17 protein-coding genes are annotated in these 20,311 nt (G+C 63.3%); 9 read left to right on the top strand and 8 right to left on the bottom strand.

Annotation, left to right across the window (positions count from 1 at the left end; all coding sequences use genetic code 11):
* Positions 1 to 25: 25 nt before the first annotated feature.
* Together ABJ196_RS02355 and ABJ196_RS02350 are read left to right on the top strand one after the other, a co-directional pair.
* A complete protein-coding gene (locus tag ABJ196_RS02355) occupies positions 26 to 1,057 on the top strand; it encodes a 6-phosphofructokinase (RefSeq protein ID WP_347305058.1) in 1,032 nt (343 codons plus the stop codon).
* Positions 1,058 to 1,180: 123 nt separating this feature from the next.
* Positions 1,181 to 2,173, top strand: a complete 993-nt coding sequence (locus tag ABJ196_RS02350; RefSeq protein ID WP_347305057.1) for a bile acid:sodium symporter family protein — start codon at positions 1,181 to 1,183, stop codon at positions 2,171 to 2,173.
* Positions 2,174 to 2,176: 3 nt separating this feature from the next.
* Here the strand turns inward: ABJ196_RS02350 and ABJ196_RS02345 are convergent, their stop codons facing one another.
* The 6 genes from ABJ196_RS02345 to ABJ196_RS02320 are packed head-to-tail and all read right to left on the bottom strand — an operon-like array spanning position 2,177 to position 10,415.
* Positions 2,177 to 2,971, bottom strand: coding sequence for a DUF4261 domain-containing protein (locus tag ABJ196_RS02345; protein WP_347305056.1), 795 nt, complete (start codon positions 2,969 to 2,971; stop codon positions 2,177 to 2,179).
* Positions 2,972 to 2,988: 17 nt separating this feature from the next.
* On the bottom strand, positions 2,989 to 3,714 hold the full coding sequence (locus ABJ196_RS02340) for a hypothetical protein (protein ID WP_347305055.1): 726 nt from the start codon (positions 3,712 to 3,714) through the stop codon (positions 2,989 to 2,991).
* Positions 3,715 to 3,724: 10 nt separating this feature from the next.
* Entirely contained in the window at positions 3,725 to 4,852 is a 1,128-nt protein-coding gene (locus tag ABJ196_RS02335; protein WP_347305054.1) for a Wadjet anti-phage system protein JetD domain-containing protein, read from the bottom strand.
* On the bottom strand, positions 4,853 to 8,272 hold the full coding sequence (locus ABJ196_RS02330) for an ATP-binding protein (RefSeq protein WP_347305053.1): 3,420 nt from the start codon (positions 8,270 to 8,272) through the stop codon (positions 4,853 to 4,855).
* On the bottom strand, positions 8,265 to 8,885 hold the full coding sequence (locus ABJ196_RS02325; protein WP_347305052.1) for a DUF4194 domain-containing protein: 621 nt from the start codon (positions 8,883 to 8,885) through the stop codon (positions 8,265 to 8,267). Before ABJ196_RS02325 ends, ABJ196_RS02330 begins: the two co-directional genes overlap by 8 nt.
* Before the next feature lie 6 nt (positions 8,886 to 8,891).
* Positions 8,892 to 10,415, bottom strand: coding sequence for a DUF3375 domain-containing protein (locus ABJ196_RS02320; protein WP_347305051.1), 1,524 nt, complete (start codon positions 10,413 to 10,415; stop codon positions 8,892 to 8,894).
* Positions 10,416 to 10,535: 120 nt separating this feature from the next.
* On the opposite strand from ABJ196_RS02320, the gene gatB reads away from it, so the two are divergent.
* The 5 genes from gatB to ABJ196_RS02295 all read left to right on the top strand — a co-directional run bounded on the left by gatB (position 10,536) and on the right by ABJ196_RS02295 (position 16,403).
* Entirely contained in the window at positions 10,536 to 12,041 is a 1,506-nt protein-coding gene (gene gatB, locus ABJ196_RS02315; protein ID WP_066493365.1) for an Asp-tRNA(Asn)/Glu-tRNA(Gln) amidotransferase subunit GatB, read from the top strand.
* A 100-nt stretch (positions 12,042 to 12,141) separates the two neighbouring features.
* Entirely contained in the window at positions 12,142 to 13,194 is a 1,053-nt protein-coding gene (locus tag ABJ196_RS02310) for an NAD(P)-dependent alcohol dehydrogenase (protein ID WP_347305050.1), read from the top strand.
* Positions 13,195 to 13,273: 79 nt separating this feature from the next.
* Positions 13,274 to 13,576: a hypothetical protein gene (locus ABJ196_RS02305; protein WP_347305049.1), complete on the top strand. Its 303-nt coding sequence runs from the start codon at positions 13,274 to 13,276 to the stop codon at positions 13,574 to 13,576.
* Positions 13,577 to 13,902: 326 nt separating this feature from the next.
* Positions 13,903 to 15,300, top strand: coding sequence for a hypothetical protein (locus tag ABJ196_RS02300; protein WP_347305048.1), 1,398 nt, complete (start codon positions 13,903 to 13,905; stop codon positions 15,298 to 15,300).
* A gap of 62 nt (positions 15,301 to 15,362) precedes the next feature.
* On the top strand, positions 15,363 to 16,403 hold the full coding sequence (locus ABJ196_RS02295; protein ID WP_347305047.1) for an aldo/keto reductase: 1,041 nt from the start codon (positions 15,363 to 15,365) through the stop codon (positions 16,401 to 16,403).
* Between the two features lie 102 nt (positions 16,404 to 16,505).
* Here ABJ196_RS02295 and ABJ196_RS02290 read toward each other — a convergent pair whose 3' ends face one another.
* The gene (locus ABJ196_RS02290) at positions 16,506 to 17,180 is read right to left on the bottom strand and encodes a LysE/ArgO family amino acid transporter (protein WP_347305046.1); all 675 of its coding nucleotides are present in this window, start codon (positions 17,178 to 17,180) and stop codon (positions 16,506 to 16,508) included.
* 70 nt (positions 17,181 to 17,250) lie between these two features.
* Here ABJ196_RS02290 and ABJ196_RS02285 point away from each other — a divergent pair, with 70 nt between their 5' ends.
* Positions 17,251 to 18,099 carry an ArgP/LysG family DNA-binding transcriptional regulator gene (locus ABJ196_RS02285; protein WP_347305045.1) on the top strand — a complete coding sequence of 283 codons (849 nt, stop codon included), beginning with the start codon at positions 17,251 to 17,253 and terminating at the stop codon, positions 18,097 to 18,099.
* A 3-nt stretch (positions 18,100 to 18,102) separates the two neighbouring features.
* On the opposite strand, the gene ABJ196_RS02280 is transcribed toward ABJ196_RS02285, so the two are convergent.
* On the bottom strand, positions 18,103 to 19,209 hold the full coding sequence (locus ABJ196_RS02280) for a glutathione S-transferase C-terminal domain-containing protein (RefSeq protein ID WP_347305044.1): 1,107 nt from the start codon (positions 19,207 to 19,209) through the stop codon (positions 18,103 to 18,105).
* A gap of 162 nt (positions 19,210 to 19,371) precedes the next feature.
* On the opposite strand from ABJ196_RS02280, the gene ABJ196_RS02275 reads away from it, so the two are divergent.
* Entirely contained in the window at positions 19,372 to 20,286 is a 915-nt protein-coding gene (locus tag ABJ196_RS02275) for a DoxX family protein (RefSeq protein WP_347305043.1), read from the top strand.
* Positions 20,287 to 20,311: the final 25 nt, after the last annotated feature.

The raw sequence follows: 20,311 nt of genomic DNA, 5'->3' as shown, positions 1-20,311 counted from the left end.
GCGCCAGCGCGGTAAATTGGGAGCCATGCGCCTTGCAGTACTTACCTCCGGTGGCGATTGCCCTGGTCTCAATGCCGTTATTCGCGCCGTCGTGCGCACCGCCTCCAACGAGTTCGGCGACACCGTCGTCGGCTACGAGGACGGCTGGGTTGGTCTCATGGAAGACCACCGCCGTGACCTCTATGATGATGCGGAAATCGACCGTATCCTCTTGCGCGGCGGTACCATCCTCGGTACCGGCCGCCTGCACCCGGATAAGTTTAAGGCGGGCATCGACCAGATAAAGGCCAACATGGCTGACGCTGAGGTGGACGCGCTCATTGCCATCGGCGGTGAAGGCACGCTCAAGGGCGCGAAGTTCCTTTCGGACAATGGCATTCCGGTCATCGGTGTTCCGAAGACCATTGACAACGACGTCAATGCCACCGACTACACCTTCGGTTTCGATACCGCCGTTTCCGTCGCGACGGATGCCATTGACCGTCTGCACACCACGGCAGAGTCCCACAACCGTATCCTCATCGTTGAGGTTATGGGCCGCCACGTGGGTTGGATTGCGCTGCATGCCGGTATGGCCGGTGGCGCGCACTACACCGTGATTCCTGAGGAGCCGTTCGATATCGCGGACATCACGAAGGCGATGGAGCGTCGCTTCCAGATGGGCGAGAAGTACGGCATCATCTGTGTTGCCGAGGGCGCTCTGCCCAAGGAAGGCACGATGGAGTTCCAGGAAGGCGGCGTTGACCAGTTCGGTCACCAGACCTTCAACGGCATTGGCCAGGTCATTGCCGGCGAGATCCACAAGCGCACGGGTTATGACGTGCGTACCACGGTGCTCGGCCACATCCAGCGCGGTGGTGCCCCGACTGCGTACGATCGCGTTCTGGCGACGCGCTACGGCGTTCACGCTGCGCGCGCCGCACACCGCGGCGAGTCCGGGATGTGTGTTGCGCTCCACGGTGAGAACATCGACCTCGTTCCGCTCGAAGACGCAGTGGGCAAGCTGAAGATCGTGCCGGATCGCCGCTATGCCACGGCGCGTGCGCTTTTCGGCTAAACATTTCACAGCTTCGTCGAAGGCCGCTTGAGGATTTCCTCGAGCGGCCTTGTGCATGTCTCCTTGCTCACGTTCCAAAAAGTGAGATTGATTTCTCAATATATGGGCGCTAGTGTTCACTCTATGAGCACTCAGAGTGAATCCCGAAAGGTCGCCGCGGCGAGCCCGGCGACGCAGACTACGGCAGCGCAGGACCGTGCCGCGCTTATTGCCGCGCTCGGTTTCCCGGTGCTCGTGATTATTGGCGGCATCGTGGGCTACCTCGCTCCGGAGACCTCCAGCTCGTTTGCGCCGTGGGTTACCCCGTTGCTGGGCGTCATCATGTTTGGCATGGGTCTTACGCTGCGCCCCGTCGACTTCGTAGTGGTGGCCAAGCGTCCGCTGCCGGTGCTCATCGGCGTCATCGCACAGTTCGTCATCATGCCGCTGGTCGCTGTCGTGGTCGTCAAAGTTCTGAACCTGCCGGCGGATATCGCGGTGGGCGTCATCCTCGTGGGCTGTGCTCCTGGTGGCACGAGCTCCAACGTCGTGTCCTACCTAGCCCGTGGCGATGTTGCGCTGTCGGTGACGATGACGTCCATCTCGACGCTGCTCGCGCCGGTGTTGACGCCGCTGCTCACGCTGTGGCTGGCGGGGGAGTACATGCCGGTGAGCGCGGGCTCGATGGCCATGTCCATCGTCAAGGTCGTGCTGGTGCCGGTCGTTGGCGGTCTGCTCGTGCGCATGCTCATCCCGAAGATCGTGGAGAAGATCCAGGCAGCGTTGCCGTGGATCTCCGTGGCGGCGATCGCGGCCATCGTGTGCATCGTGGTGGGCGGCGCGCACGACAATATCGCGACTGCGGGTGCGCTGGTTCTCGCGGCCGTCATCCTGCACAACGGCTTTGGTTACCTGCTGGGCTACCTCACGGGTAAGTTCACCGGCCAGCCGGTGGCGGCGCGCCGCACGATGGCCGTCGAGGTAGGCATGCAGAACTCCGGTCTGGCGACCTCGCTGGCGAGCGCCTACATGAATCCGCTGGCGGCGCTGCCGGGGGCGGTGTTCTCCGTGTGGCACAACCTGTCCGGCGCACTGTTGGCGGCAGGCTGCCGCTGGTCGGACGCGCGCAAGGCCTAGGCCCTAGGTCAGGTGGACCTCGACGGTAGGGATGTCGGAGGAGACGAAGTTCGTGGCCTCGGTGATGCTGATAGGCGGCTGGCCCTCGCCGAAGGAAAGTGTGTCGCCGGGCTTGAGTAGCGGGCCGCGGGCGGCGTAGTCGATGAGGTTGGCCATGCGGTAGTAGAGGTCCGTCGGGTCGCCGGTAAAGCCTTGAATCTGGATTTCCGGGTGGCCGAGGGGCGGCATGCCCACGGTGCCCGCGTTGATGGTGCGGCCCTCGCCGGGCGTGATCCATGCCGTGGCGAGATAGTGTGGGGCTTCGTCGCGCGCGACGGCCTCGGCATAGATATCGGGCTGGGCGATGACGCGGCCCAGATCGTTGCGTACGCCCACGACGCCGGGCAGCGTGCAGAGCGCCGCGGTGGCCTCGGCGAGGATGCGCAGCTGGGCGAAGACACCCTCGCGCGACTCGTTGTCTGTGCCAGGAAGCGCGGGCTCGACCTGGGCGATGCTTACGATGGAGCGTACCTTCGTCGGATCAAAGCTTCCCGTGAGAATGGGGTGCGCGATGGGAGCCGACTCGCCCACCATCGTGCCGGCAGTCTGCGCGAAGGCGATGGTGGCCACGTTGTTGATGGCCACGGAGAAGGCCCCGTCATCCTTGGGCGCCGGGGTGAAGGAACCGAGGCGCGGACCAAAGTAGTTGGACAGCGCGGTGCGGATCTTCATCATGACGTCGGCCTCGCTGTCGAGGAGGACGAGCGTAAAGCGTTGACGGGCGAGGTGGGCGCGGTTGACGGCAAAGGGAGTAGGCACGGCGGATTCCTTCGAAGCTAGACGGCGGGCAGAGTAAGAGCAGGGACGTCCTTGCCCACGACCCACGTGGACTCGACGAGCGTGCGGGGCTGTTCGCCCTCGGCCAGAAGCACTGTGGCGCCGGCGGTTGGGGGATTGGGGGACAGGGCGGCATCGGCAAGCTGGGTGAGGCCTTGGAAGAGCTCCATGGGGCCGGTGCTGCCGGGCGCGACCTGGAGCTCCGGCAGGCCGTAGCGGTGCAGGCCCATGGTGTAAGCGCCGTAGCGACCGTCTTCCTCGTAGAGCCAGACCGGGGCGAGTGCGTAGGACAGCGGGCCCTCGTCAACGGCTGCTCGGAAGACGTCGGCGTCGACGGTGGTGGCCGCGCCCGTGTTGTGAATGGCGAGGGCGTCGGGAACGAGCGCGGCGGTGAGGCGCGCGTGGATATGGGCGAACTCGACGGGGCTGACCGCGAGGTTCTCTGTGGCGTAGGTGATGACGACGACCATGCCGGTGGCGTCTTTAAGGTGCGGGGCGCTGGCGCGTGCCAGCAATGGGTGGCCAGTCTGCGCGTCGGGGAGGACGGACTCCGTGCGCCGGATAAGGACAAGATGGTCGTTTCCCACGAGGGCGAAGAGGCCGGTGCCTTCCTCGACCTCCGCGGGAAGCTCGAGAAGCTGGGCGTCGAGAGCGTTCAGCCTTTCACTGATCTGGTCGAGGGTGGGCAGAGTGGGGTAGAGACCCAAAGCGAGGCGCGGTTCCATGGCGACCAGATTATGCGAAGAGCGCCTGTAATGCAGCCGTCGCGTAGTCAAAGGTGATTCTTTCCTGCTCAATGCGTAGACACCCGGTGGAGGAATGCTCGGTGAGCCAGTCGAGGCAGTGGTGCTCGGCGGGCGTGAGGTGGGTGAGGGCCGAGGTGGAGGGGCGGGGCTCCTCGACGGCGAGCGCGGCGTGGCGTTGTGCGGTCTCGATGTCCATGAGGACAGAGCGCGTCGCGGGGTGATGGGCGCGGACTTGGTTGAGAATGGCAAAGCCATGGGAGTCGAGGTCGCCCCAGTAGATGACATCTGTGGTCGCGGGGAGCGCGAGGCGAGCGAGCATGTCGCCCGCGCCGAAGCCGCCGCCGAAAACCGCGATGGTCCCGGGCAGCGGCGGCAGGGCGAGGAACGTCACGTAGTTTTCCACGACGAGCAGCCGGGATGCTGGCGCGAGCAGTGTGGAGGCATCCTCGACGGGGACGGTGAGCATGGGCAAGCCTGCGGGGCCCGGGGTATCGAGAAAGTGGAGGTAGACTAGGCGCGGCGTGGCCTTGAAGACGTGTTCGCCGGCGAGCGCCGTGGTGAGTTGGCGGTGGCGCTCGAGCCATTTGCCGTCGACGCCATGGATGGGGACCTCGCGTTCGTAGAAGTGCGCGACGTCATGACTGCGCAGCCAGTCCACGACGGCGATGAGGCGGGTGACGTCTTCGTTGGGCAGTGAGCGCCAGCGCTCGAAGTGGTGGACGAGTGGCTCGGCGGCATCGGCTCCCAGTTCTGCGGTCAGTCTGCCGAACCGGGTCTGGATGCGCTTCCATTCGGCGGTCGTGCCTGCGGCCCGTGCAATATCCGCGGGCGTGGTGAGGACGACGCGGCGCGGGAGGTCATAGGAGCCGAGGTGCCCGAGACGCTTCGACTCGCGGTGGAGTGGGCTGGGGTCGTCCTGCTGCGAGGACCAAGCTTTCTCCCAGGCGTCCCACTCACGCAGCCAGGCTTGGACCTCGACGCCGTCGTCAGCGAGATCTTTGGCCGTGGGCGGGGCGAGGCTGAGCGTCACCGGTGCGCAGTCGCCGGTGAGCCAGGTGCGCACGTTGCGGCGGTACGCGGTGGCGGCGCGGGCGGTGAGATCTTTGATGTGTTTCACTCACTCCTCCTTGGGATCGTCCGGTTCTACTTCGATGAGAAGCTGGCTCGTGCGCGAGTGCTTGCGGTCTTCGCACTGCACCATGAGCACGCCGCCGATGTAGTCCTGGACTGTCTGGAGCAGTTTCTCCGGGGTGGCGAGGATCATGTGGAAGCCGAACTGGCGGAAGGCGTCCATGGCGGCGCGGGTGAACTGGCTATCGGCGCGGTCGAAGGCCTCGTCGAGGATGATGGTGCCGTACTTGGGGTACACGGTGTCATTGTGGTCGACGGTCGCGGCCTTCATCTGTGCAGGAGACGATCCTTGGCCGGTGAGCTGATAGCGCAGGGCGGCGGCCAGGCAGAAAGAGGAGAGCTTCTGCGCTTGTCCACCGGAGAGGCCCTCGGCTGAATCGTAGACGGCGCCCTTGGTGCCGTCGCTGGAGATTTCGACGCCGAGGAACTTGACGTGGAGGCGGGTGTCGAGGCGGAGCTGGCGTTGCCGGGGTGGGGTGTCGTCGCTCACGCGCAGCAATCCGATGATCTCGCGCTGGACGGCGAAGCGTTCCTCGGCGCTCTCGAGAGTCTGCTCGAGGAGGATGCCGTCGAGCGCCTGGGAGAGCTTATCCACAAAGTCCTTGGCGACGGCAGGTTGAGCCTCGCGGACCTCGATGGTGAGGTGGGTGCCGGGATAGAACTCCACGGCACGCAGGGATTCGTTGATGGTTTCCACGCTCGTGCGAATCTCACGGGTGGCGCGTTGAATCTGATTGCGGATCTGGCCGAGGTTGCGCTGCGCTTGTTCCTGTTGCATGGTGCGGAACTGCTCGGCAAAACGAGGAAGGTCATCGCCTTCGAGGCGTTCGAGCTCCCGCAGGAAGTCCCCGCGGTAGGCCGGCTCGGGGCGAAGATCGCCGCTGCGCGACGGCCACTGCGCGACGTAGAAGGACATGGCGTTCTGTGCCGTGGACTCATGGCCTTGCGCAGCCTGGTCGAGGGAACGCCGACGGCTCGCCAGCTCGTCCGCGACGAGATCGCGGACGCGCTCGAGGTTGTCCGGTCGAGCGGAATGCGTGTGTTGCGCAATGGCCTTCTCGAGACGTGCAATGACGTCCTCGCTGGCGGGAGTCAGATCCGCGCAGTGGCTTTCAAGCCGGGTGACCTGTTTCTCGGCGGCCGTGGCACGTGAGTTATGGGAACCGATGGTCTCCCTCAAAGCGGAGCGTTGTTTATCGGTCCCTGCGATGCGTGCTGTGAGCAGCGCGTCGCGTTCTTGGAGCTCGCGGAGGTCCGTGTTGTCATCGACGAGTTTGTCGAGCCATGCTTGGGCTTTGTCCACGTCGGCGCGGGCACGGGAAACATCGATGGCGGCGAAGTCCTCCGTCTCGAGAAGACGGCGGACGGTGGTCAGAGAGTTCTTGGTGTCGTCGATACGCTTCGCAAGATCATTACGGCGGCGAACGGCCTTGTCCAGGTCCTCGCGCAGTGCCTTGAGGGAGGCGGTGAGCTCCTCGATCTTCTCGTCGACGTTGCCGGAGAGCACCCAGCGGCGGCGCTCCGTGATGGCGTAGCGGTCGTCTTTGACGTGACGGTGCGCGTTGTACTTGACGAGGCCGTCGCGGGTGACGGCGCGGTGAGCCTTTTCGAGTTCTTCGACGTCCTCGGCGCAGAGGTAATCAAACGAGCTGGAAAGCTGGGATTGAATCCAGTCGTGGAAGCGGGCGAAGCGACCCGCGGAGCGCACGGTGATTGTGGTGCCGAGGGTATTCGAGCCGAAGGCACCGATGGGAGTCGCGGCAAGGGAATCCGTGAAGCGGACGTAGGTGAGCTTGGTGCCGAGGTGCGTGGCGTTGATAATCGCGGTGACGTCGCGATAATGCTCGTCTGGGACAAGCATCTGGCGGGCGAAGCCGTGCATGACGCGTTCGGCTACAGGCTGCCATTCGGTCTTGCCGTCGGCCATGTGGATGCAGTCGGCAACGAACGGCAGTTGTGAGGATTCGATTCCCACGGCCTGGGCGATGAGTTCGCGGGCCTTGAGGAGCGAGGGATCCATGGCGGAGCCGAATTGCTTGATGGACCCCAGTTCCGCAACGTCGGCTTTGACCTTGCGATCGATATCGCTCACGTCGACGACGGCGGACTCATGGCCAGCGCGCAGGTGCTCCAGTTGCGTGTTGAGCTCCGTGATGTGGTCCTCGAGCTGGAGGCGGAGGTTGACGAATTCCTCGCTCGTCGATGGAATACTCGCGGGGATGAGTGCCGCGAGGGCGGCGAATTGATGGGCGGCGGTTTCGATGTGACGCAGGTGTTTTTGTTGGTTCTCGAGTGCCGTTCGTGCTTGAACAATGCCGGCATTCTCCACGCCGTGGATGGCGGTGTGCACGCCCGCATGCTCGGTGCGCAGCTGCGTGAGTTCTTCATCGATGGACTCCCACCGAGCACGTGCCGCGGCAGCGTCTGCCTGTGCGGCGTCGCGTTCGGCGCGTGCAAAGTCGAGCTGCTTCGTGGCGACGTACCAGCCTAGGCCCTGTTGATCGGCGACGATCTCGGAGATCTGAGCCTGGATTTTCTCGAGCGCGCGGTGGGCGTCGCGGAGGGGAACGAGACAGGCGATTTGGCGGCGGGCGTTCTCCACGGACTGGTAGCACGACTCGAGATCCGCGAACTGCTCGACGGCTTTCTCAGCGAGGGCGAAGGTTGCAGGCTCTGGCAGCATGAAGGTGCGCATGAGATGATTGAGATCACCGAGCGTCTTCGTTGACTGCGTCTTATGGAGCAGCTCCAAAGCCGTGCGGTTGATGATGCCCAGCTTCTTGCGGAGGGCATCGATAAACGCAGGGTGATTGCGCTGGACGGCGGAGGCCTCAGGGAAGTGCTTCTTCGAGTGTGCGATATTGAGGCCATCACGCGCGATATCGCTGGCTTCTGCGAGGGAGAACTCGCGCGGCAGGAGCATGTAGAGATCGACGATGTCGGAGGCGGTGTGCGCGTTGGCGCTGAGGTACATGAGACGCACCGCGGTGATCGTCTCGGCCTCGGGGTGCGTGCCCGTGCTGAACGTGAGCGCCACGCCGGACCACGTGGGGCCGGTGCGCAGGAAGGATTGGGTGAGCTCGTCGGCATCGGCAGCATGCTCGCGCCGCCATGCGCCGCGGCAGTAGGTGATGAGGCTGCGGCCGGAGGAGCCGCCCGAGTCTGCGGCGGCATTGAAACGCCGTTGGGTCTGCGGCACGAGGATGGTGGAGACCGCGTCGATGAGCGTGGACTTGCCGGAGCCGGACGGGCCGGTGATGAGGTGGCCGGCCCGGGCGATGGGGATGGTGTGGAGGCCGTCGAATGTGCCCCAGTTGTAGACCTGAATCTGGCTGAGCCGGAACTGACCAGGGATAAGGCCCTGCGGCGCGCCGGGGGAGTCGAAGAGCGGCGAGGTATTAGACACGGTCATCCTCCTCTTGGGAAGACTCGGCGGTGTGCTCGGCGAGGAAGTCCTGATAGCTGCGTTCAACTTGGGCGACGTGTTCGGCCGAAAAGACGATGCGCAGGAGTGGGGAGACTTCAAAGCGCCCGGCCACCGGGGTTTCGTTGACGATGCTGTTGTTCTTCATTTTGTTCCACGTCGCGGTGAACTGCTTGCGCTGCGCGGTATGGTCGGTGCCGCGGGAAGGCTGGTAGGGGACGGTGGCTTCATAGGCATCGTCTTCGTCGACGACTGTGCGCTCGTTGGGGCTGGTCTTCACGAGCTCGTGGCGCAGCCAGAGTAGAACGACGGTATCCATGAAGGTAAGCGACATGGTGCGCACGATGGAGCGTTGCTCAGGAACGTCAGTCTCGCGCGCCCGAGTGTAGGCGACGCCCGCCTGATCGTCGACGACAAGATCGAGGAAGAGATTGTCGAGTTGGCTGGCGAGTTCCTTGCGTGAATCAGAGACGGTGGCGAAAATCTCCGGCGCCTTGAGCGAGGAGACGAAGGGGCCACGCAGGAGTTCCTGGAAAGCGCGGCGTTGCGGCGCGGTGAGCGTGCCGGTGTCATCAGGGTAGAGGGGCTCAGACATGAGGGTTTAAGAGTCCTTTGTAGGGGTTGAGGGCCGATAGAAAGCGTTGAGTTCGGGAAGTTCCTGGGTAAAGCGCCACACGGGAAAGCGCGCGCGGAGCCGCTGGCCTTGGGTACTCGTCCACGGCAGTGTCTCCGTGCCTTCGCCGCGCTCGCCATAGGAGTCCGCTAGGCGAATGAGCCCAACCACGCTGGCGAGGCCTTGCGTTGCCGGGTGCGCGCCCAAGACGTAGGCGATGCTGGGAGACGGATGCGTGGTGCGCACGTCGTTGACCGCGGCATGGAGTTCCGGCCAGTCGATCTCCGAGGCGCGGATGCGTTCGTACATCGCGGCGAGTTCGATGTCGCCCACGGTGTGGTCTTCGACTTCTTCGGTAATTCGATAGTCGGCAGGATCATGGAGATGCCACGTGGAAATCGAGCGGGGTTGGAAGCCACTGAGCTCGAGCTCGATGTCCATAGGATGGCGGCCGGTGGTGAGATGCTGGGCGACGCGCAATGCCAGCTGTTGTGCCGACGTAATGGACTGGACGAGGGCCTGCTGTGCGGCCGCCTCGCGGGATTGGACGAAGCGACGCAGCGAACGGGATAGGCTGGTCATGGAGTCTTGGACCTGAACGGCCGAGCCTTCCAGGCCGCCCACGAGGTGACGCAGCTGCGTGCGGTCCGTGGGGCTGAGCGAATCAATGAAGTCACGCGAGAGGACTGCCTCCACGGTGGCGTCGAGCCGGGCTCCCTGTTCGCGGTCGAAGAGCAGTTCATAGAAGCCGTTGAACGCGCGGCCAGCTTCGGAATCGCTGATGAGGTCGACGCCGCGGAATACGTTCTCGAGCACCTCGGAGGCAGTCAGTTCTTCTTCGACTACCGCGCGACGCAAGTTCGTATCGATTCCTTCGATATCGCTGCGCACGCGTGCGAAGTCAGTGGGCAGGTCGCCGAGCAGCCCGAGGACTTCGCGTGTCTTCTCAATGGCTTCGTCATCGGAGATGGCCTCGACGCCCCGCTCGCGAATCCTGTCGATGCGCGCCTGGAGCGCGGCCTGCTGTTCCTCCAACCTTGCAATGGCCGTGGTCTCATCCGGGTCGGTGTCTGCGGCGAGCGACTGCAGCGATGTGATGAGCGTGGCAAGACGCGACCTAGTGACCGTGCGCGTCGGCGCGGCGAGAGTCTGGATGTAGTCCAGTGCGGCGAGTGTATCCATGGAGAGCTCGTAGATCTCCTCGCGTTGACCCTGGGGACTGCGGCGGATGAGCCATCCCGCCTTGACCCACTCTGTGAGGTAGTGCGCGGCTGACCGTGGCAGATCCGCGTCGGTCTGTTCCCGGATGTCCGTGAGGAGTGGGCCGATGGCATGGACGAGCTCGGAGCCCTCGATCTGCTGCCGGTCCCCAGTAAAGACGGTGCCCAGGATCGATAAAATGGCCGGCGCCAGGGGCGAGCGCAAGATGGCCCAGGCAGGGGAGTCGTCTTTGAGACGAGTCAGGGTGTGCACATTCGCCGTCGCGGCGAAGTTTCCTGTGCTTAGCGTCATGAGGATGAGACTATCGGAGGGGGCCGACATGACGCAGCGGAATAAGCAGAGAAGTGGACCTGTGTTCGAAGTTCGATCCGCATGGCGCCTCGCGTCGGGCGACGTATTAAGATAGCCCCCATGACTGCTGCGATGTATGACCTGATGGACTACGACGAGGTCCTCGAAAAGTTTGAACCGGTGATGGGCATGGAGGTCCACGTCGAGCTCAACACGAATACGAAGATGTTCTCTACCTCCGCCACGAACTTCAACGCGGCCCCGAACTCCAACGTGGATCCGGTCTGCCTGGGTCTGCCGGGCGCGTTGCCGGTTGTCAACCACGATGGCGTCGAGGGAGCCATGAAGATTGGCCTGGCGCTCAACTGCAAGATCGCAGAGTCCTCCCGCTTCGCGCGCAAGAACTATTTCTACCCGGACCAGCCGAAGAACTACCAGATCTCCCAGTACGACGAGCCGATTGCGTACGACGGCTACCTTGACGTCGTGCTCGAGGACGGCACGGAGTGGCGCGTGGAAATCGAGCGCGCCCACATGGAGGAAGACACCTCCAAGCTCACCCACATCGGTGGCGCGGACGGCCGCATCTCTGGTGCAACCTCGTCGCTCGTGGACTGCAACCGTGCAGGCATCCCGCTTATTGAGATCGTGACCAAGCCGATCATCGGCGCGGGCGAACGTGCCCCCGAGGTCGCCAAGGCCTACGTCGGCGCCCTGCGCGAGCTCGTCGCGGCCCTCGGCGTCTCCGATGCCCGCATGGACCAGGGTTCCATGCGTGTCGACTCCAACCTCTCCCTGCGCCCCATCGGCCAGGAGGAGTTCGGTACTCGTACCGAGACCAAGAACATCAACTCGCTGCGCTCCGTCGAGCAGGCCGTGCGCTTCGAGATGCAGCGTCAGGCACAGGTCCTCGAAGACGGCGGCACCATCGACCAGGAGACCCGCCACTACCAGGAGGTCGACGGCACGACCTCCAAGGGCCGCCCGAAGGAGACCGCGGAGGATTACCGCTACTTCAATGACCCGGATCTCCCGCCGGTGAAGGTCTCCCGCGAGTGGGTCGAGGAAGTCCGCAAGACCCTTCCGGAGATGCCGTGGATCCGCCGCGCCCGCATCCAGGAAGAGTGGGGCCTCAAGGACGAGGAGATGCGCGACCTCGTTAACGCCGGTGCACTCGACCTCATCATCGCCACCACCGAGTCTGGCGCGAAGCCGGACGAGGCCCGTTCCTGGTGGGTCTCTTACCTCTCCGGTAAGGCCAACGAGGCCGGCACGGAGCTCGCCGCCCTGGACATCACCCCGGCCCAGGTTGCCCGCGTCATCGCTCTTGTCAACGAGGGCAAGCTCACCAATAAGCTGGCCCGTCAGGCCGTCGACGGCGTCCTTGCCGGCGAGGGCGACGTCGACGAGGTCGTCGCAGCCCGCGGTCTTGAGGTCGTCCGCGACGACGGTGCCATCGAGGCCGCCGTCGACGAGGCACTTGCCGCCAACCCGGACATCGTCGAGAAGTACAAGGCTGGTAACAAGAAGGTCACCGGCGCCATCGTCGGTGCCGTCATGAAGGCCACGCGCGGCAAGGCTGACCCGGCTCAGGTCAACCAGCTCATCGCGAAGAAGTTGGCTTAAAGCTTTTAGCTTTCCCGTGCCACCGCTGCGGCGGTGGCATTTTTATTGGAAACACTTTCCGTTATGCGAGGTCAGGGGGCATTTCTGTAGGCTCGGCTGCATGACAATTTCTACCAAGGTCCTGCAGAAGACCTCTCCTGATGCCCCCTTTAAGGTCGCGACCATCGAGCGCCGCGACCCGCGCGCTGACGATGTCGTCATCGATATCAAGGCCGCCGGCATCTGCCACTCTGATATCCACACCATTCGCAACGAGTGGGGCGAGGCGCACTTCCCGCTTACTGTCGGCCACGAGATCGCCGGCGTCGTCGAAGCCGTTGGTTCTGACGTAACGAAGTTCAAGGTCGGCGACCGCGTCGGCGTGGGCTGCTTGGTCAACTCCTGTGGCGAGTGCGAGCAGTGCCGCAATGGGCAGGAGCAGAACTGCCTCAACGGCAACGTGGGCACGTATAACTCGGAGGATGTCGACGGCACGATTACCCAGGGCGGCTACGCCCAGAAGGTCGTTGTCAATGAGAACTTCGTGTGCACCATCCCGGACTCTATCGACTTCGACCACGCGGCGCCGCTGCTCTGCGCCGGTATTACGACCTACTCGCCGCTGGCCCGTTGGGACATCAAGCCCGATCAGAAGGTCGCCATCGTCGGCCTAGGTGGCCTCGGCCACATGGGCGTCCAGATCGCTGCTGCCAAGGGTGCGGACGTCACCGTCATCTCGCGCTCGACGCGCAAGGAAAAGGAAGCCCTGGAGCTCGGTGCCAACCGCCTTCTGGCTTCGGGCGATGATCCGGACTTCTTCAAGAACCACCGCGGCGAGTTCGACCTCATCCTGTCGACTATCTCCGCGCCGTACTCGCTCGACCAGTACTTGGGCCTGCTCAAGCCGCGCGGCATCATGTCCGTCGTGGGCTTGCCGCCGGAGGAGATGGGCATCCACATGAACCGTCTCATTGGCGGCGGCAAGGTGCTCACCGGCAATAACATCGGCGGCATCGCCGAGACCCAGGAAATGCTCGACTTCTGTGGCGAGCACGGCATCGGCGCCGTCATCGAGAAGATCGGCGTGGACGACGTCGACGCCGCCTATGACCGCGTGGTGAAAGGTGACGTGAAGTTCCGCTTCGTCATCGACACCTCCACCTTCGACGCCTAAGAACTCTACGCTCATGCCCGGTTTCGGCCGGACGCACCGTGGAGTTGTCACATCATGTGCTGAACGAAGGGTGCGCGCCTTGCTCAAAGGACACCTCCACGTCGAGGCTGAGGCCGAGCACGCTTTCGCCGAGCTCAAGGATTTCACCAAAGCAGAGGAGTCCGTCCTCGCTGAGATGGCCCTCGCCGCTTTCGATACCGACACCTGCCGCTGGGGCGTCTCCACGGTTGCGGAGGAAGTCGACGCAGCCCGGGTACTCTCTACCGCGAAGTCAAGGGCCGACTCCGCGAGGAGCGCAAGGCCAAACGCACCGTTCGCGTCGAGGGCTTCCGCCACAGCGTCCGCGACGCTTTCGAGCGCCTCTCAGCCCGCGTCGGCTTAGCTTTGGTTTTATGGCGCTTTGGACGTCGAGAGAAGGCCCGAGGCACCATAAACCCAAAGCCAAGGAGGCAACGAGCGCACGACTGAAAGCTGGCTGTGGGTTCTTATTGTTTCGGCCGTCGATCGTGGCCTGAATTGATTAAAGCCCGCCACCTCATCCAGGCCAAAGAATCCTGGTCTACCCCACGCAAGAGCATAGATGCAGGAAATCTCACCATTCCACAAACGGCGCCGGGGGAGTAGCCGGGGGTATTATGGGTAGCGATTGCCTTCCGCCGAGGGGTGCGGCGTGAGCGCATGGAGAACTGCTGTCAACCAAAGGAAAACGTGTCTTTTAACAAGACAATCGGTATCGCTTTATCATTCATCGGCTTGCTCGTCGGCGCTGGATTCGCCACGGGACAGGAGGTGGTCCAGTACTTCACGTCCTTTGGTGTGAGCGGCGTGTGGGGCATCATCGTCGCAGGCCTCATCATGGCCTTGTCCGGCACGGTGTTCCTCCAGCTGGGTTCGTACTTCCATGCCTCGGCGCACTCGGACGTATTCCGTCACGTCACGCACCCGTTTATCTCGCGGTTCCTTGACGTCTGCGTCATCTTCACGCTGTTCGCCGTCGGCTTGGTCATGCTCGCCGGCGCGGGCTCAAACCTGTCCCAGCAATTCGGCATTTCCGCGTGGATAGGCTCGGCTATCATGGTCGTCCTCGTCCTTGTCGCGGGCATGCTCGACGTTGACAAGGTCTCGCAGGTTATCGGTGCGATTACCCCGCTCATCATCATCGCGGTTGTCGGCGTAGGAATCCACGCCCTTCTGAATATGCCGGCCGATCCGGTCGAGTCGATGAATATCGCAGCCCAGACGGAAAGCCCCATTAACAACTGGCTGGTGTCCTCGCTCAATTACTGCGGTCTTGCGCTCATCCTCGCTGTGTCCATGTCTCTCGTCATTGGCGGCGACAACATCAGTCCGCGCGAGGCAGGCTGGGGCGGCCTGATTGGCGGCATCTCCTACGCGATCCTCATGGGCATCGCCGGCTTCGTGCTGCTCATGCGTCCGGACGCCGCGGGCTCGGATATCCCGATGCTCACCCTCGTCAATGAGATCAACCCCACGCTGGGTCTGCTCATGGCCATCACCATCTACCTTATGATTTTCAACACGGCCATCGGCATGTTCTACGCGCTGGGCAAGCGCCTGACCTCCACGCGCCCGCACCTCTACCGTCCGGTCTTTATCGTGGGCACGCTGGTTGGCTTTGCCTTCTCCTTCGTCGGCTTCAAGGAGCTCATGGGCTCCGTGTACCCGGTCCTCGGTTACTTGGGCATCGTCATGGTTGTCGTCCTCGTGGCCGCGTGGTTGCGTGGCCTGTCCAAGATTCAGGACGAGTCCATTCGCCGCGACCGCATTCGCGCGCTGCTCGCGCTCAAGCTGCACCCGGACAAGGCGTATGACGAGAAGTTCGACGAGGAAATCGGTCAGCACGTCGTCGACTCCAACATGGAGGACGAGGCCCTTTACGAAGAACTCGTCACCGAGGTGACGGAGAAGCTCGATGCCGATGACGACGTTGATTTCTCCCTCGACGATTTCGACGAGGATGCCCATGATGTCACGGATTACACCGGGCTCGACGGCGTTGAGGAAGGACGTTCCGACGAAGAAATCGCGGAGTTCCTCGAGGACACCGTCAAAAACATTGAGGAAGGCCCCACGCTCTCCAAGTAAAACAAAGAATCCGGCCGCAGGGACCCTGCGGCCGTTTCTGTTTCAAGGGCACAATGGGCAGCATGGATGACTACACACCCGCCGCCCACCGCTATGACGACATGACCTACCGCCGGGTTGGCTCCTCCGGCCTCAAACTCCCGGCTTTGTCTTTAGGCCTGTGGCACAACTTCGGCCACGACACCACCTTCCACGCCCAAGCCGCCATCCTTCGCGCGGCCTTCGACCACGGCATCACGCACTTCGACCTTGCGAATAACTACGGTCCGGGTCCCGGCGCCGCCGAAGAGAACTTCGGACGCCACTTCGCCAGGGACTTCCAGAGCCACCGTGACGAGATGATTATTTCTACCAAGGCGGGCTTCGAGATGAACCCCTCGCCCTACGGCACAGGCGGTTCGCGCAAGTACCTCGTGAGCTCCCTCGACGCCTCGCTGCGCCGCTTGGGCCTCGACTACGTGGACATCTTCTACCACCACTGCCCGGACCCCGAGACCCCACTCGAGGAGTCTCTCGGCGCCCTGCGCGACATCGTGGCGGCGGGCAAGGCCCTCTACGTCGGAATCTCCAACTACGGCGCGGACCTCACGGCCGAGGCCGCGGACTTCATGGAGGAGGAAGGGTGCCCGCTCCTTATCCACCAGCCGCGCTACAACATGCTCGACCGCTGGGTGGAAGAGCCGGGTGACGAAGGCGATAGCCTCCTCGAGGTCGCCGCGGACGCAGGCTTGGGCGTTATCTGCTATTCGCCACTGGCGCAGGGTCGTCTCACGGATCGCTACCTCGACGGCATCCCCGCGGACTCCCGCATCGCCCGCGCTCCCGGCAACGGTGCGCTTGACGCAGACTGGCTTTCCGATGCCGCCTTAGCCTCCCTGCGTGCACTCAACGACATTGCAGGTGAACGCGACCAAACGTTGGCACAAATGGCACTGGCCTGGATTTTGCGCGACCGCGGCGAACAGACCGTCACCTCGGTCGTCAACGGTGCCTCGAGCGTCGCCCAACTCGAGTCGAACCTGCACGCACTCGACAACCTCGACTTCAGCGACGCTGAGCTCGAGGCCATCGATTCGGCTCTCGTAACGAACGACGAGAACTAAGCAGCCCGCCGTTTGTGCGATATATTCGAAACATAAAAACAGTCCCCGCCTCATGCACACGCTCGATCGCGCATGACGGGGCTGTTCTCTTTGTTTATGGGCTTAGTGCAGCAGTAGCTTAAGGGTGAGTCCCGTCATGACGCAGCCAATCGCGAAGTTGATGCCGCGCCACACGTTGGGGCGGGCAAGGACGTGGGCGAAGCGCTGGGAGCCGAAGCCGACCAGGGGGAACCAGCAGAAGGACGCGCAGATGGAGCCGGCGGCGAAGACCCAGCGGCCTTGTTCGCCGTATTGGTTGGCGATACCGCCGAGCATGACGAGCGTGTCCACATAGGCTGCGGGGTTGAGCCACGTGAGCGCCATGGCGCCGAGGACCGGCTTGACCCAGGTCGCAGCCGGAGCGGAGCGCACCAGGGTCTGGACGGCGGAGGAAGAATTGGGGGAGGTGGAGGGGGCATCGGAAGGCTCGGTGTGCTCAATGACCAGGGCTTCGCCCTGGGGCTTGAAGGCGTCGCGGAAGCAGAGGTACGTGAAATAGGCGAGGTAGATAACGCCGGCGTACTTGAGGACTGTGAGGACCATGGGGTGGCGGTCCACGAGGTAACCCACGCCGGCGGTGCCGGCGAGGATGAGGATGACGTCGGAGAGTGCGCAGGCCAGCACAATCGCGCCGATATGGTTGCGTTTAATGCCCATCTTGATGATGTAGGCATTCTGGGGACCGATGGCGACGATAAGCGACAGACCGAGGACGAAACCGGCGACGAGGATTGACATGCTTTGAAAAGTAGTACGGGGGTTATATGAAGTCCATTTACATCTTCTTCATTCGATTAAGATGAGCTTCATGAACCAGGTACAGATGGATACGCTGCTTGCCATCGTGGAAGAAGGCAGTTTTGAAGTGGCGGCGGCGGTGCTGGGGATTTCACCCTCGGCGGTAAGCCAGCGCATCAAGGCGTTGGAATCCGATACAGGACGCGTGCTGCTGCGGCGCACGACGCCGGTCGAACCCACAGAGGTGGGCGAAGTCATCGTGCAGACCGCGCGACGGATCGCGCTGGTCCAAGCGGAGGCGCAAGCGCAGCTTGATGCGCGTGTGCGTTCTATTCCGTTGTCGGTGGGGGTTAACGCAGACAGTCTGCATTCGTGGTTTCAACCGGTCATCGGGAAGGTGGCAGGGCTGGACGGTGCGACGCTGCGGTTGCGCGTGGAAGACGAGACGGAAACGCTGGGCATGCTGCGCCGCGGCGACGTGCTGGGTGCCGTGACGAGTGAACATACTCCGGTCGCAGGCTGCGAGGCGTCGCGGCTGGGGACCATGCGCTACTACGCGATGGCCTCGCCGGACCTGCTGGTGGGGCCGTGGGAAGAAATGCCGATGGTGCTCTACAGCAAGCAGGATCCCGTGCTGAAATCGACGCTCCGGGGGTTGGGTCTGGAGCTGCGGGAGATGCGCGGGCGGCGTAACTTTGTGCCCGCCATCGATGCCTACAACGAAGCCGTGCGGGTTGGCTTGGGCTGGGGCATGATCCCAGAAATCCAGGCCGAGGCGCTTCTAGAAAGCGGCGAGCTCGTCGTCCTCGACAACGTGCATCTCGACCTGGAATTGTGGTGGCAGCGCTGGCGCTTGGACTCGGAGATGCTCGATAAGCTCACCGAGTTTGTGCACGAGGCTGCGGCAGAACTGCGTTAGGCGTTACTTGCCTGCGACGGCGGGACCGAAGAGATCAATCTGGAACTGCTCCGGGTTCTTGATGTGCTCGCCGGCGGGAAGCGCGCCGGGCAACGTGGTGCCCTCAGCGAACGGGGCACCGCCGAAGCGGTCGCGGTCGTGCGGCTGCGCCAGCCAGGACATGTCCGGACCAACGGGCACGATCTTGGTGGGGTTAATCTCCGTGTGCACCATGTAGTAATGCTGCTTGATCTCGGTGAAGTCGGTGGTGTCGCCGAAGCCCGGGATTTGGAACAGCTCCTGCAGATAGCCGCGGATATTCGGCATTTCTGCCGTCTTCTCGCGTGAACATTTGAAGTGTCCGTAGTAGACCGGATCGAAGCGGATGAGGGTGACAAAGAGACGGATATCCGTCTCCGTGATGTGGTCGCCCACCATGTAGCGCTGCGTGCCCAGGCGCTCCTCAACGAAGTCGAGCGCCTCCCAGAGTTGGTTGTAGGCCTTCTCATAGGCCTCTTGGGAACCCGCGAAACCAGCGCGGTACACGCCGTTATTGATGTTGTGGAAGATGTACTCGTTGAGCTTTTCCATCTCCTCGGCGTGCTGAGCTGGGTAGAGATCCGGCGCGCCCGCGCGCTGGAAATCGGTCCACTCCGTGATGAAGTCGCGGACGATCGTGTTGTACGAGTTTGTCACCACGCGCTTCGTGGATTCCTCCACGATGGCTGGCACCGTGATGCCGCGCGGGTAGTTGGGGAAGCGGTTGAAGTAGGCCTCCTGAAGGCGCTTCGTACCGAGTACCGGATCGACCTCGCCGGGATCCAGATCGAAGGTCCAGGAGCGCACGTCGTGCGTCGGGCCAGCCAGACCGAGTGAGAGCGTGTCCTCGAGACCCATGAGACGACGGGTGATGACGGCGCGGTGTGCCCACGGGCAGGCGCGTGCCGCGACGAGGCGGTAGCGGCCGGCTTCCATGGGCCAGAAGAATGTGCCGTCGTCCTGTGCGGTCGGCTCGGAGACGCTGGGGGAGATGCGGTCTTCGATGTAGGTGGTGTCGCGGACGAATTCGCCGTCCGGAGAGGCATTGTGCGCGTCGCCGGCCCAATCCGTTGCGGTCTCCTGAGTGGCCATTGCGGGTCCCTGCCTTAAAGTTGTGCCCAAAGTTGTGAACGTGTCAACAAAATATTGAACCTTAGAATAGTCCGAGTTTTCCCGTAGTGCAAAAACAACGCCTCGGTAACAATCGGCGCGCCCCACGGCAAACTCCCAGGAACTGCTCTACATTCGGAGAGTATGACCGACAAAAACAGGCCCGATAACGCACGCGACTTCGACGACGTCGACGTTCCGACCTACAACCCGAGCACCGGCTCCTCGCCTGCGAGCACGTCTTTCGGCGACCGCGCCCAGCCCCAGCAGGTGGGTGGCTCGCCGGAGACCATTAGCTTTGACTCGGCCGCACAGAAGGAGCCCCAGGCGGAGACCACGCAGTTCGCGCAGACTTCCGAGGATTACTCCAAGCCCGTTGAGGTGCGCAATGAGACGGTCGACATGGCTGCCCCTACCCAGCACTTCGACCCGAATACGAACGCCGCGCCCGTCGCCGTCGCTGAGGCGGAAGAGGGCCCGACCCCGGAGGAGCAAAAAGCTGCCGATGCCCGCGCCAAGCGTGAGCAGTGGAAGGCTGACCCCCGCCGCGGCACCCTCGACTTCGGCCTCCTCTTCGTCCGTATCGCGCTGGCCCTGTACCTCATCGTCGCCGGTGTTGGCACCTTCTTCGGCCTCGGCGAAGCCCAGGGGCTCTCCGAGCTGGAGACCTCGTTTGCTGGCTACGCCCTGCCGCAGGTCCTCGCTATCGCGGTGCCGACGCTCCAGCTCATCGCTGGCGTCTTCCTGCTGCTCGGCCTGGTCACCCCGCTGGCATCCATGCTGGGCCTGGTTGTCACCGGCTTTACTGTCATTCATGAGCTCACGCAGTCGAGCGCTGGACTCAACCTGTTCAATTGGCCGGACGCCATGTGGCTGTCCATCGTCCTCTTCCTGGTAGCCTTCGCCCTGCAGTTCACTGGCCCGGGCGTTATCTCCTTCGACTTTGGTCGCTCCTGGGCTCGCCGCCCGCTGGCCTCGTCCTGGATCTTCGTCGTCATTGGTATCGCTATCCTCGTCGTCGCCTGGTGGTTCGGTGCCGGCGTTAATCCGCTGAGCTAAAAGCTTGGCCGTGTTCCTTTCACGG

The organism is Corynebacterium sp. SA-MJD20WY100 (assembly GCF_039822565.1).
GTDB lineage: Bacteria > Actinomycetota > Actinomycetes > Mycobacteriales > Mycobacteriaceae > Corynebacterium > Corynebacterium phoceense_A.
Note: the sequence above shows the minus strand (reverse complement) of the source record. Positions and strands in the feature narration are given on the sequence as shown.

What these genes read in the sequence shown, in the direction of transcription:
- ABJ196_RS02355 (WP_347305058.1), top strand. Translation starts at nt 26, where the DNA reads ATGCGCCTTGCAGTACTTACCTCCGGTGGCGATTGCCCTGGTCTCAAT.
- ABJ196_RS02350 (WP_347305057.1), top strand. Translation starts at nt 1,181, where the DNA reads ATGAGCACTCAGAGTGAATCCCGAAAGGTCGCCGCGGCGAGCCCGGCG.
- ABJ196_RS02340 (WP_347305055.1), bottom strand. Translation starts at nt 3,714, where the DNA reads ATGGAACCGCGCCTCGCTTTGGGTCTCTACCCCACTCTGCCCACCCTC.
- ABJ196_RS02325 (WP_347305052.1), bottom strand. Translation starts at nt 8,885, where the DNA reads ATGTCTGAGCCCCTCTACCCTGATGACACCGGCACGCTCACCGCGCCG.
- ABJ196_RS02320 (WP_347305051.1), bottom strand. Translation starts at nt 10,415, where the DNA reads ATGACGCTAAGCACAGGAAACTTCGCCGCGACGGCGAATGTGCACACC.
- gatB (WP_066493365.1), top strand. Translation starts at nt 10,536, where the DNA reads ATGACTGCTGCGATGTATGACCTGATGGACTACGACGAGGTCCTCGAA.
- ABJ196_RS02310 (WP_347305050.1), top strand. Translation starts at nt 12,142, where the DNA reads ATGACAATTTCTACCAAGGTCCTGCAGAAGACCTCTCCTGATGCCCCC.
- ABJ196_RS02295 (WP_347305047.1), top strand. Translation starts at nt 15,363, where the DNA reads ATGGATGACTACACACCCGCCGCCCACCGCTATGACGACATGACCTAC.
- ABJ196_RS02290 (WP_347305046.1), bottom strand. Translation starts at nt 17,180, where the DNA reads ATGTCAATCCTCGTCGCCGGTTTCGTCCTCGGTCTGTCGCTTATCGTC.
- ABJ196_RS02285 (WP_347305045.1), top strand. Translation starts at nt 17,251, where the DNA reads ATGAACCAGGTACAGATGGATACGCTGCTTGCCATCGTGGAAGAAGGC.
- ABJ196_RS02280 (WP_347305044.1), bottom strand. Translation starts at nt 19,209, where the DNA reads ATGGCCACTCAGGAGACCGCAACGGATTGGGCCGGCGACGCGCACAAT.
- ABJ196_RS02275 (WP_347305043.1), top strand. Translation starts at nt 19,372, where the DNA reads ATGACCGACAAAAACAGGCCCGATAACGCACGCGACTTCGACGACGTC.